The following is a 12,131-nucleotide window of genomic DNA, read 5'->3' as shown; positions in this document are numbered from 1 at the left end:
TCCTGCGCTACTCCTCCCCCGCGCCACGTCTCTCCCGGGCTACTCATCGAAGCGCGCCGCGAGCAGCACCACGTCCTCCTCCGACGCCGGATCCTCCAGCCCGCTCTGCGGCAGCATCGTGCGCACGAGGTGATCGAGGATCGCCTCCGGGTCGTGCCGGCTGCCCTTGGGGACGCTCGCAGCGGCTGCGTGCAGACGGGCGAACGCCCGGTCCATGGCCTCCCCGGTGCGGTGCAGCAGCCCGTCGCTGTAGAGCAGGACCGTCTCGCCGGGCGCCAGCTCGATCTCCACGCTCGGCGCTTCCCAGCAGGCGAGCATGCCCAGCGGCGCGGACAGCGTGGTCTCCACGAACTCGGTGCGCAGCTCCCCCAGCAGCAGCGGAGGGCAGTGGCCGGCGCCGGCGATCACCAGCTTGCGGGGGAACGGATCGTCGAGACCGGCCGGCATCGGGGGCGCGGGCGGCCCGCCCGGTGCGCCGGGCGGCGGCTCGGTGAAGGCGAAGAGCGCGGTGGCGCTGCGGGCGGGCTCGGTCAGCCGCAGCAGCAGCTCCAGATCGGAGAGGACCGCGACGGGATCCTCCCCTTCCATGACGGCATACGCGCGCAGCGACGCCCGCAGCCGTCCCATCGCCGCCACCGCGCTCGGCCCGGACCCGGTGACCGATCCCACGGCCAGACCCAGCGCGCCGTCCGGCAGCGGCAGTGCGTCGTACCAGTCACCACCGCCGCGCGGCCCGGTGCTGTGCCGCACCGCGAGCCGTACGCCGGGTACCCGCGGCAGCCGACTGGGCAGCAGTTCCTCGCGCAGGGTGACGGTGTCCTGGATGCTGCGGTGCAGTTCGAGGAGCCGGGCGAGATGGGCGGCGGCGTGCGCGCGGTAGAGGCCGATGAGATGGCGCTGACGGTCGGTGGGGGCGGCGGGCTCGTCGTAGAGCCAGACCGCGGCGCCCGTTCTGCCGATGGGGTCGGCGCTGAGCGAGACCGCGTAACTGGCGGCATAGCCCAGCCGGGCGGCGACCTCGCGCAGCCGCGGGTCGAGGTCCTTCTCGCCGGGGATATCGGGTTCGGAGATCTCGGTGCGGGCGGTGGGGTCCTGGTCCGTGGGGGAGTCGTCGCCGGCGCCCGGCTCGGGGAGGCCGTCCAGTATCCGCGCGTACGACAGGGCGCGGCGCGGCACGGTCTCGATGTGGCCGATATCGGCGTGGCCGAGGCCGAGGCCGATGGTGGTCTCCGGGCCCAGCCCGTCGGCCGGCGCCAGCACGACCAGCCCGCGCCGCGCGCCGACCAGGGAGGCACCGGCCCGCAGGAGTTCGTGCAGCGCCTCGTCCAAGGTGCGGGTGCCGGCGAGCTGTTCGGTGAGGTCGTGCAGGGTGCTGAGGTCGGAGATCCAGCCGGCGAGCCGGTCCTGTACGGCCGCGATGCGGTCGACCGGGGAGACGTCGGGGGAGCCGGAGCGGGTGGCGTCCGGGCGTTCGTCGTGGGGGGATCCGGGGGTCCGACAGGAGTCGGCGGAGGCGTCCGAGGAGGGGTCCGAGCCGTCGTCCGCGGCGGCTTTCGGGGTCAGCGGATCGGCAGTGTGCGCGGGAGCGGGAAGCGCTGGTTCGATTCCAGCCACTTTCGGTACGTGAGGGATGCTCATGGCAGACGACTCATGTCATGCCTGGAGTATTCCCAGGTCGGGCCGTGTTTTGTTAGGGAGTGCGGCTTTTTGTTGAGTGATGCTGTGCGGTGTGCGGGCTCACTCAATTTCCTCAATAGCATCGCAAACCCCCATGTCATGCTGCTCCGCTATCAATGCCTCCACATGTACACGCACCAGCGATGTGATGTCCAGCACTGTTCCGCTGGGGTTTGTGGTGTCAGCGAGGTCTGTAGATTGGCCTGAAAATAGCCCCCCAGGCGTCAATTTGAGGTCGACTGGCGGCCATCGACAGCGCGTCATATGCACGATGGCGGGTACGTACTCCGAAAGGTGCGGGGCCAGTTGAGCCCGCGCCGGAACCCTCCAGAGGGCGCGGGCGTCTCATACCGCGACGGCCGCGACGCACTCCCAAGTGGCGGGATTGCTCCACAGAACTGATAAGCGCCATGTGTGCGCCACCCTCCGCCACGTTCCACGCTCGACGTACGGCGTGATGCGCTGCCTTGTACACGCGGTGACACATGTTCCACCAGGCGTGACCGGTCGGCAACACCCGGTCTCACGTCCCCACAGCGGCATGCGGAAAGCAGCACGTGACGATGCGTGAGGCGGCCCGTGTGCAGCGCCCGTACGGCATGAAGTGCGACGGACATACCCCTCGGCGTTAACGGAAAGGAACGAGCGCTGATGCGCGAGATCCTCGGAAGGCGACGCAAGCCCCTGTTTCGGCGCGGTGGAAGGACAACGCCGCTCGGTGCGGCGCTCCAGTGCGCCACCGAGTGGCGGTGGCCCGTCCTCCCGGGGGTCGGCCTGCGGGCCGGCGGCCGGGGCGCCCGCCGGTGCAGCTGTCCCGACCCGGACTGTGTGGTGCCCGGCGCGCACCCCTTCGACCCGGGGCTGCTGGCGGCCACGACCGATGAGCGGATGGTGCGCTGGTGGTGGACCAACCGCCCGGACGCCCCGGTCGTGCTGGCCACCGGCGGCCGGGCCCCGTGCGCGGTGAGCCTGCCGGCCGACGCCGGGGAGCGGGCGCTGGCGGCCCTGGACCACTTCGGGGTGCACACCGGCCCGGTGGTGGCCACGCCCACCCGCTGGTCGCTGCTGGTATCGCCGTACGACCTCGCGGAGTTGGGCGAGCTGCTGCACTCCCAGGACTGGGTGCCCAGCTCGCTGCGGTTCCACGGCGAGGGCGGCTATCTGGTGCTCCCGCCCTCGGAGATCGCCGCCGGAAAGGTGCGCTGGGAGCGGCCGCCGGGCACGGGCCCGGCCGGGCCCTGGCTGCCGACGGTGACGACGGTCGTCGACGCGCTGGTGGCGGCGAGCACCAAGACCCCGGACGGCAGCCGGCTCGCCTTTTAGAAGCCGGCGACAGGAGCGGGCCCTCCGGCAGTGGCCGGAAACAATGCACCCCCACGGTTCACCCGTCCGGGTGTGAGCGGAGTGGCCGACTACGGGAAACGGGTGTCCGGACCGCCGGGTGCACCCCCGCGGCCCGATAGGTTCGGCGCACCGTCAGGCCGTGGGCGGCGCGCCACCGCCGCGGCCCCTCCCCCTCGCTCCGCAGGTGATCCCATGCAGCGCGCGCCGAAAGTCCGCCTGATCTCTCTCGCGGGTACGGCGGCGCTCGCCGTCGTCGTCCCGCTCGCCGCCGCCACGGCCGGTCCGGCGGCCACCGCCCAACGGGCCGACGGCGCGCGCACGAAGCCGCGCACCAGGCCCGGTGCCACGTCACAGACGACGTACCGCAACATGTCCGAAAAGCCCCCCGGTACGGCCGAAAACGGTCCCCGGCCCAAGGGCGGCGAGGCACCTGGCGAGGATCGCTTCGCGGATCTTCGCGACGACCTCCGCGACGAAACGTCCGGCGACGATCCGCTCGCCGATCTCGGTCTGCCGCTGCTTTCCGACGGCGCCCGCACCTCCCGCTGCGGGCCCGAACTCGCCTCTCCCCAGGGCATCGAAGCGCAGACCTGCATCCTGGCCGAACAGGGTCTGACCTGGGCGCGGACCTACTACCGCAACCCCACGGGCACCCCGCTGCGGGCCGTACTGACGCTGCTGCGGCCCGACGGGCGCAGCGTCCAGGTGCACTGTGAGGTACCCGCGAAGGACGACCCCGGGGTGTGCGAAACGCCCACCGGGAAGGCCGTGCACCGGGACGAGGGCCCCACGCCGTACGACGCGGTGGCGGAAATCTCCGATGAGGCGGGGGAGCGGCTGCTGCTGCGCTCCGGCGGCAACTCGGCGCCGGACGAGGAAGGTTCGGACCTGGGGCGGAAGGGCCGGCGGGCCATCTGAGCGCCGTCCGGGTCCGGACATGGAAGCGCCCGGTCGCTGGCGACGGGGGATGCACCAGCGACCGGGCTTTTAGAACCGTAACAAGAGATCCGGGCTTCGCAAATTCGATCGTGGATTTCCGGACGTCCTTTTACCGGCGGGTAGGGGCAGTTGTGACCGCTGTCACCGCTGCGCGCGCCGGGGTCCGCGGGGCGTCATGGTTCGGCACGGTTGGGTACGGTTCAGCTCAGGGTGATCTGCCGGTTGGTGAGGCCGCCGCGCGCCCGGCGCTCCTCCGGGGACAGCGGGGCGTCGGAGGCGAGCGCCTCGGCCAGCCGCTCGGCGAACTCCGCGGCCGGCGCGGCGACGTCCTCGGCCTTCATGGAGGACGGCAGGTCCCATACCGGGACGATCAGCCCATGTGCCCGGAACGAGCCGACCAGACGGGTGCCTTCGCCGAGCGAGCCGGTGCCCGCGGCGTGCAGCCGGGCGAGCGCGTCCAGCAGCTTCTCCTCCGGGTGCGCGGTGACCCAGCGCAGATGGTTCTTCTCCGGTGCCTCGCACCAGTACGCGCCCTCCAGCCCCGGGATGCGGGCCGTCGGGACGGCCGCGGCGTTGGCGCGCTCCAGAGAGGCGGCGACCTCCCCGGTGGCGTTCTCCGCGTTCTCGACCCAGAACTCGAACCCGGTGTGCACGACCGGCTCGAACGGCGCGCCCGGGTCGAGCAGATCCTGGAGCCGCGGGCCGTCGGCGGCGGGCCGCCCGGCGGCGACCGGGGTACCGGGCTCGGCCTCCAGTGCGCGCTGGAGGGTGTCCGCCAGGTCGCGGCTGATGTCGCCGGAGGCGGTGTCGTTCTGGAGGCCCAGCAGCACCGCACCGTTGTCCCGCCGCAGCGCGGGCCAGGCCATCGGCAGCACGGTCGCCAGCGTCACCGACGGCACGCCTTCGGGCAGCCCGCCCTTGAGCGTCAACTCGGCGGTGGCGGCGGGCACCAGCTCGCGCAGCGCCACCCAGTCGCACTCCCCCGCCAGCCCCTCGAAGGGACGCTGCACCAGCTCGGTGACGGCATGCGCCGCCTGCCGCCCGTGACACGCCTTGTACCGGCGGCCCGAACCACACGGGCACGGCTCGCGGGCGCCGACGACCGGCACCTCGCCGCCCTTCGTCTTCACTGCTGCGGCCTGGGGCTGAGGACGGCGCTTCTTGGCCATGGCGGCGGTGTCTCCTGGTCGTTCCTGGGCGTACGGATGCGCCCGGAGCCACGCCGCGACCGCCGAGGAAAGGCACGACAGACACGGCACGACCGGTACGGACGCGCTTCGGCGCGAGCCTAGAGGAGCGCGTCCGAAATTGCGCCGCTTACGGGGCGGGGCGCCGCGGTGCGTGATGTGGTGGTGCGCCTGCGGTGGCGCGCCTGCCTCACGGGACGTCAGGGCCCGCTGTGCGGCTTTGGCCGTGGCTCGCGCCGGGGTGTCTCGTGCTTCCGCGAACGTGCGTTGCGCCCCGCTCTCCACGGCTCGCCATCGTGGCCCGCCCTACGGCTCGCCTTTGTGCCCCGCCCTACGGCTCGTCGAAGTCCGCGAAGGCCAGGCCGGGGGGCAGGCCGTCGTCGAGCCGTTCGCCGAGTCCCTCCCCGAACCCGCCGCCGAACGCCCCGCCGAGAGAGGGCGGCAGGCCGTCGCGCATGTCCACGCGCGTAGCGAACGAGTCCTGAGCGGGCAGGATCGCCCAGACCGTCACCTCGCCACCCGCGGTGTCGCGTACGCCCCAGTCCTTGGCGAGCGAGCGGATGATCGCCAGCCCGCGGCCGCCGTGCGCGGTGACCGAGGGGGTCGACGGCAGGGGCCGGGTCGGGCCGCCGCCGTCCGTGACCGCGATGGTCAGCCGGCCTTGTGCGTCGATGCGCCAGGAGGCCCGTACGGACTCCCGCAGCGCGCCGTGTGAGGCGTCGCCGGATGCGCTTTTTCCGTAAAGCGACGCGCCGTTGTCGTATATCGGACGCGCATGCCGACAGGAATTGCTCAAGAGCTCCGAAAGGATGAGGATCGCGTCATCGACGACGCTGTCCTGAACTCCACTTGCCAACAGCTCGTCACGCATGCGCCGCCTGGCCATGCCCACACCCGCAGGACCATGGGGTACGGCCATGATCGACGACGTCGGCACCTCTTGTGCCACCACCAACGCCACCCCCGAGACCTCCTTTGCCCCACGCCACGGGTTGAATGCCCCAATGGACTGGACCGGAAACCGGCCAAGCGGCATGCAGTGACGCACCCGACACCCGTGGATACGGGCCGAATGCGCCGGTGCACACCCTGTGAAGGGCTTTAGGCAAGGCCCAGTTGGTTTCGCACCTGTTTGGGGCGATTGGTAATCACGGCATCCACACCCAACTCACGGCACAACTCGACATCCGATGCCTCGTTGACCGTCCAGACGTGAACCTGATGGCCCGCGCGATGGGCCTTGGCGACGTACTCCGGGTGCGCGCGCAGGATCCGGATGCCGGGTCCCGCGATCTGCACACCCGGGGGCAGCCGGCCGTCGCGGTGCCGCGGGGTGAGGAATTGCATGAGGTAGACGCCGGGGATCTCCGGTGCGGCGGCCCTTACGCGGTGCAGCGAGCGGGCCGAAAAACTCATCACCCGGACCGACGGTATCCACTCCTCCGCCCTGGCCGGTTTTGTGTGCCCGAACCGTTCGAGCAGCTCGACCAGCCGCTCCTCCACCTGTCCGGCCCAGCGCGTCGGATGTTTCGTCTCGATGGCCAGTTCGACCCGGCGGTCCGCGTCGGCGACCAGTTCCAGCAGCCGCTCCAGGGTCAGTACGGACGTCCGCTCGGGGTCCTCGAGCTGCCGGTCGGGCGCCTCGTTGGGGTCCAGGGTGTCGGGACCGTACGCGCCGTCCTTCCAGGACCCGAAGTCGAGGCTGGCGAGATCGGCCAGCTCCAGGGCGGAGACGGCGCCGCGTCCGTTGGAGGTGCGGTTCACCCGCCGGTCGTGGACGCAGACCAGATGCCCGTCGGCGGTCAGCCGGACATCGCATTCGAGGGCGTCCGCCCCGTCCTCGATCGCCTTGCGGTAGGCGGCCAGTGTGTGCTCCGGAGCGTCCTCGGAGGCGCCCCGGTGGGCGATGACGGATATGGCCGGCCGACTCGAACGGTCGTCGTGGGCGGGGCGTGCGTAGTTCACCGAGTTATCGTGCCATTCGCCGTTGCGCGGCAGGTGTGTACGGTGCGCGTGGGACGGCAGGGGTTGCAGGGGCGGGTGGCACGGACTGCCGGGCCGCTTTCCTGCCTGACGGCACCCCGAGCACCCGACCACCACGGACCCACCCACCCCCTTCACCCCACCTGTCCAAAATGACCGAATCATCCGGCATAAGGGTGCGGGAAAGTCACAGCCTCGGCTTACGGCGCCCTGACGCGCGGTGGGCAAGGCTGGAGGAGGCGGGATGCCGTGCCGGGGCGGGTCGCTACGGTCCGCGGGTCCGTAGGGCGCATACGGCCCGTATGGCCCGCACCGGCGGGATCCTTGATGCTGGGATCTGGGATCTGGGATCTGGGATCTGGGATCCGGGATCCGGGGCCGGAGCCCGAGGTGTGGGGCCTTGGGCTCCGGAACCGCCTTGGATTCCGCGCCCCTGGGCACCCGTATCCCAGGGCCGGCCCCGGGGAACACCCCCGATCCGGCACAGCCGTCGAGCTCATGTCAGGAAGCTGAGGAGAGATCTGTGAGCACCGAGAACGAGGGAGCCGACGTCCCGTCGGAGGCCACGCCGCCGACCGGGCCGCAGGCGTCGGACCGCGCCGCCGCGTCCGCCCCGGGCGCGCAGACTCCGCACGTCCCGCCGCCCCCCGCCATGCCCCCCGCGGCACCCCCGCCGCCCCCCGGGCCGGCCGCCGCCGCGGGCGCGCCGGGCGACTCGGCGGGCCCCGCCGCGTCCGTACCGGGCGGCGGCAGCACCTGGGAGCAGTCCCCCGCCCCCGGCGGCCACGGTCCGTCCCCCGAGCAGACCGCCCAGTTCCCCGCCTACGCGACCGCCGGCCAGGGCGGGGCCGGCGGCGGCTGGGGCTCCCACGGTGGCGGCGGTGGCGGCGACCCCTGGGGCACGCCGAGTGGCCCGGCCCCCAAGCGGCGTAATGCCGGACTGGTGGTCGGCGTGCTGGCGGCCGCGCTGGTGGCGGGCGGTATCGGCGGCGGTATCGGCTTCTGGGCCGCGGGCCGCAACGACACCGGCTCGACGACGGTCACCGCCACCGGCAACCCCGAGGCGCTCAACCGCAAGCCCACCTCCGTCTCCGGCATAGCGCAGAAGGCGCTGCCCAGCGTCGTCACCATCGAGGCGCAGGGCGCGACCGGCGAGGGCGGCACGGGCACCGGCTTCATCTACGACAAGCAGGGCCACATCCTCACCAACAACCACGTCGTCGCCAGCGCGGCCGACGGGGGCAAGCTCACCGCGACGTTCTCCAACGGCAAGAAGTACGACGCCCAGGTGATAGGCCGCGCCCAGGGCTACGACGTGGCCGTGGTCAAGCTGAAGCACCCCTCGGGAGCCCCGCTCAACCCGCTTCCGCTCGGCCGCTCCGCCGGCGTCCAGGTGGGCGACGCCACGATCGCGATCGGCGCCCCGTTCGGGCTGTCCGGCACGGTCACCACCGGCATCATCAGCGCCAAGGACCGCCCGGTGGCCTCCAGCGACGGTGACGGCGCCAGCGCCTCGTACATGAGCGCCCTCCAGACGGACGCCTCGATAAACCCCGGCAACTCCGGCGGCCCCCTGATGGACGCCAGCGGCAACGTCATCGGCATCAACTCCGCCATCCAGTCGGCGGGCAACGGCGGCGGCCTGGGCGGCGAATCGCAGCAGTCCGGCAGCATCGGCCTGGGCTTCGCCATCCCCATCGACCAGGCCCGGCGGGTCGCCCAGGACCTGATCAGGACCGGCAAGCCGGTCTATCCGCAGATAGGCGTCCAGGTCGGCATGAAGGAGACCGGCAACGGTGCCACCATCGCCCAGACCGGCAACAACGGCACCGAATCGGTCACCCCGGGCGGCCCCGCCGACAAGGCCGGTCTGCGCCCCGGCGACACCATCACCAAACTCGACAGCACCGTCATCGACAGCGGCCCCACCCTCATCAGCGAAATCTGGCAACACAAGCCGGGCGACCACGTCACCCTCACCTACCTGCGCGGCGGCAAGGAGCACACCGCCCAGGTCACCCTGGGCCAGCGCACGGGCGACAAGTGACGCGCTAGTCTGATCCCCGCGACACCGCACACCGGTGCCGCGGGGAGGCTTGCCCGAGCGGCCTAAGGGAACAGTCTTGAAAACTGTCGTGAGGTAACCCCTCACCGTGGGTTCAAATCCCACAGCCTCCGCGAGCAGAGCTGCGAGAACGGCCCCTGACCAGGATGTTTGGTCGGGGGTCGTTCTCGTCGGGCGCGTGGCGGTACGCCGGTCTTGCTGATGGTGCGCTCTGTTCCGACCGGCTCATGCGCCCTGGGCCGTTCGCCCTCCCCGTGCTGTTCTGGTGCCTCGCTGCGCGAGCCCACCGTGCCCGTATGCCCGTCGGGCATGGAGTCCGGAAGCGACGGGGGCGGCGCCGCCGGGTCGAGTCCGGGCGGGTGGCGGCGGAGCGGGCTGTGGACGAGGCCGCTGATGAGCTCGACGTCGTGGGCAGTAGCGGCCTTGTCGGTCTCGTAGGCAGGAACTCCGGGTCGGCGGAAGGGCTTTGGGGCCGGAGGGCACAATGAGGGGAACGGTGCTGTTGTGCAACTGCGGTGCCACAAGGGGGAGTAGGGATATGCAGGGTGTGCAGGGTGTGCAGGGCGGGGCCGGGCTCGTCGTCGTGACCGTGGTGGTTGTCGGGTTGGTGGTGCGACGGCAGTTGCGCACGCGTCCGGTGCGGCGTAACGGGTCGTTGATTGCGCCGGCCGTCCTCGGTGTGCTGGGTGTCCTGGGGATCACCTTCGGTATCGCCTCGGTCGTGAAATATCGCCCGCTGACGTTCCTGCCCATTGCCCTCCTGGTGGTGAGCCTGGCCGTCGCGGCGGGGTTCGGCGTGGTCAGGGCGCGGACCGTGCGGGTGTGGCGCGGTCCGCAGGGCGAGGTGTGGCGCAAGGGGACAGCGGCCACGACCGTGTTGTGGCTGGCCTCGGTGGTGGTGCACGGTGGGCTGGGGCTGTGGATCGATCACGTGGCCGGGGCCGGGATGCTGGGCGCCGCGTCGGTGTATGCGTACCTGGCGATCGGCCTGGGGACGCAGAACGTTTTGGTGCGGGGGCGGGCTGTGGCGCTGTGAGGTGAGTCCGGGGGCGGGTTCATTTGCCGCAGCTGAGCCGGCGCGTGGGGCAGCGGAAATCGTTGGCGTATGCAGGTATGTGCCGGGATGATGGCGGTATGGGAAATGCGTCGCGCGGGTTTGAGGAATTGGTGGACGAGGCTGCCGCCGTATCGGTTGAAGGGTGGGACTTTTCGTGGCTGGAGGGGAGGGCCACCGAGGAGCGGCCCTCTTGGGGATATCGGCGGGAGATGAGTCGGCGGCTCGCGGGGGCGTCGGCGGCGTTGGATATTCAGACCGGTGGTGGGGAAGTGCTTGCCGGGGCGGAGAAAATGCCGTCGGTGATGGTTGCGACGGAATCCTGGCCGCCGAATGTCGCCAAGGCCACCGCGCTGTTGCATCCGCGGGGTGTCGTCGTGGTCGCCGATGACGACGAGCCGCCGTTGCCGTTTGCCGATGCGGCTTTCGACCTGGTGACCAGCCGTCATCCGGTGACGGTGTGGTGGGAGGAGATCGCTCGGGTGCTGCGGCCGGGCGGCACGTATTTCTCCCAACAGGTCGGCCCGGCGAGTGTGTTCGAGCTGGTGGAGTTCTTTCTCGGACCGCAGCCGGAGGAGGTGCGGCGTGCGCGTCATCCCGAGGATGCGCGGCGGGCCGCGGAGAAGGCCGGACTGGACGTGGTCGATGTGACAGCGGAGTCGCTGCGTACGGAGTTCTTCGATATCGGGGCCGTCGTTTACTTTCTGCGGAAGGTGATCTGGATGGTGCCGGGCTTCACCGTTGAGGAATATCGGGATCGGCTGCGGGAGTTGGACGCGCTGATTCGGCGGGAGGGGGCGTTCGTGGCCCATACGACGCGGTTTTTGATGGAGGCGCGGAAGCCGGGCGGGGGCTCAAGCGACGGTGGTGGCGCTTAACGCCGCCCCGCCGAAGCAATGGTCGCCCGTGCCTCCTGTTCGGACAGCCCCGTACGGCAGGCGGCCTCGATGAGGCGGGCGGACAGTTCCTGGCGCAGGCCCGCCTCGTGGGCGCGGCAGGCGGCCCAGAAGAGGCGGGCGTTGCGCTGGCCCCGCGGGGAGGGGCGGACGAAGCGTATGAGGGCCGAGGTGGGCTGTGGCGGTACGGGCGAGGGGGCGTCGCAGTGAGGGGGGGGGGGCGTGAGGAGGGCGAGCAGGGCGTGCGGGGCGGGGGCGGGCACGCGGGGTGCGCCCGGCGCCAGTACGTAGCGGCCGCGAGCGGTGAGGGAACCGGGGCCGACCAGATAGCCGCCGGCGCCCCGGATGTCGATGCCCGGGGCGAGGCGCCCGACGGAATTGGGTACGGGCGGCGACGGCGGTCCGGTGAACCAGAGATGGCGGCCGCCGCTCGGGGTGCGGACCGTCACCGTCGGCGGCAGCGGGAAGCCGTGTTGCTCGGCGAGGAAGCGCAGCGCGGTGAGGGCGTCGGCGCCGTTCTTGGTGTCGAGGTCGACGCCGATGAGGTGGTACGGCGGCAGGCCGCAGGCGATGCCGTATCCGGTGGCCCACGGGGCGGCGGCGAACAACCGGCGGATGCCGAGCGGGTCGGTGGTCGCGTCGTGGATGCCGTGCCCGATACGGCCGCAGGCGCCGCGGCAGGGCGGCGATTCGGGGTGGCCGCGATGCGGTGAGCGGACGGCGGGGTGCTTGGTGCGGGTCAGCGGGATGACGGCGTAACCGCGCTCGGCGGCGCGCAGGGCGTGGGCGAGGGCGGTGGTGTGGGGGTCTTTCCTGCTCGAACGCGGGCGGGTGCTCGGGGAAGCGTCCGGCTGCGGGCGGGACGGGGCGCATCGGGCGGTCCCGGCCATGGGCCCGGTGGGGAGCGCCGCGGGGACCACCGGTCGGACCGCTGGGGAGAGCTCGGCGGGCGGAGGGTCGACGGCAGTGCTTCGGTGCGTGCCCAT

General features: G+C 71.8%; 11 protein-coding genes and 1 tRNA gene. 7 read left to right on the top strand and 5 right to left on the bottom strand.

Annotated features, from left to right (window positions below; all coding sequences use genetic code 11):
• Positions 1-39: 39 nt before the first annotated feature.
• Entirely contained in the window at positions 40-1,614 is a 1,575-nt protein-coding gene (locus SNA_RS01815) for a PP2C family protein-serine/threonine phosphatase (RefSeq protein WP_420823449.1), read from the bottom strand.
• A gap of 714 nt (positions 1,615-2,328) precedes the next feature.
• Here SNA_RS01815 and SNA_RS01810 point away from each other — a divergent pair.
• On the top strand, positions 2,329-3,000 hold the full coding sequence (locus tag SNA_RS01810; protein ID WP_044362705.1) for a bifunctional DNA primase/polymerase: 672 nt from the start codon (positions 2,329-2,331) through the stop codon (positions 2,998-3,000).
• 213 nt (positions 3,001-3,213) lie between these two features.
• Complete coding sequence (locus tag SNA_RS01805) at positions 3,214-3,939, top strand: hypothetical protein (RefSeq protein ID WP_044362702.1); 726 nt, start codon at positions 3,214-3,216, stop codon at positions 3,937-3,939.
• Positions 3,940-4,160: 221 nt separating this feature from the next.
• On the opposite strand, the gene SNA_RS01800 is transcribed toward SNA_RS01805, so the two are convergent.
• Entirely contained in the window at positions 4,161-5,129 is a 969-nt protein-coding gene (locus SNA_RS01800; protein ID WP_044362698.1) for a DUF5926 family protein, read from the bottom strand.
• Between the two features lie 349 nt (positions 5,130-5,478).
• Positions 5,479-6,108, bottom strand: coding sequence for an ATP-binding protein (locus SNA_RS01795; protein WP_241779514.1), 630 nt, complete (start codon positions 6,106-6,108; stop codon positions 5,479-5,481).
• Here SNA_RS01795 and SNA_RS44615 point away from each other — a divergent pair.
• Positions 6,065-6,190: a hypothetical protein gene (locus tag SNA_RS44615; protein ID WP_275041982.1), complete on the top strand. Its 126-nt coding sequence runs from the start codon at positions 6,065-6,067 to the stop codon at positions 6,188-6,190. The genes SNA_RS01795 and SNA_RS44615 overlap by 44 nt on opposite strands.
• Before the next feature lie 58 nt (positions 6,191-6,248).
• Here SNA_RS44615 and SNA_RS01790 read toward each other — a convergent pair whose 3' ends face one another.
• Complete coding sequence (locus SNA_RS01790) at positions 6,249-7,112, bottom strand: glycerophosphodiester phosphodiesterase (RefSeq protein ID WP_030073312.1); 864 nt, start codon at positions 7,110-7,112, stop codon at positions 6,249-6,251.
• Between the two features lie 541 nt (positions 7,113-7,653).
• Here SNA_RS01790 and SNA_RS01785 point away from each other — a divergent pair.
• The 4 genes from SNA_RS01785 (at position 7,654) to SNA_RS01770 (ending at position 11,127) form a co-directional block, all read left to right on the top strand.
• A complete protein-coding gene (locus SNA_RS01785; protein WP_044362694.1) occupies positions 7,654-9,177 on the top strand; it encodes a S1C family serine protease in 1,524 nt (507 codons plus the stop codon).
• A 43-nt stretch (positions 9,178-9,220) separates the two neighbouring features.
• Positions 9,221-9,308, top strand: a tRNA-Ser gene (locus SNA_RS01780).
• Positions 9,309-9,733: 425 nt separating this feature from the next.
• Positions 9,734-10,231 (top strand): hypothetical protein, encoded by a 498-nt coding sequence (locus SNA_RS01775; protein ID WP_044362693.1) that lies wholly within the window; start codon positions 9,734-9,736, stop codon positions 10,229-10,231.
• A gap of 98 nt (positions 10,232-10,329) precedes the next feature.
• Entirely contained in the window at positions 10,330-11,127 is a 798-nt protein-coding gene (locus tag SNA_RS01770; RefSeq protein ID WP_030068356.1) for a class I SAM-dependent methyltransferase, read from the top strand.
• Here SNA_RS01770 and SNA_RS01765 read toward each other — a convergent pair.
• Positions 11,124-12,131, bottom strand: a complete 1,008-nt coding sequence (locus tag SNA_RS01765; protein ID WP_078969607.1) for a bifunctional DNA primase/polymerase — start codon at positions 12,129-12,131, stop codon at positions 11,124-11,126. The genes SNA_RS01770 and SNA_RS01765 overlap by 4 nt on opposite strands.

The sequence above is a fragment of the Streptomyces natalensis ATCC 27448 genome (genome assembly GCF_000935125.1).
In the GTDB taxonomy this organism is placed as follows: Bacteria; Actinomycetota; Actinomycetes; order Streptomycetales; family Streptomycetaceae; genus Streptomyces; species Streptomyces natalensis.
Note: the sequence above shows the minus strand (reverse complement) of the source record. Positions and strands in the feature narration are given on the sequence as shown.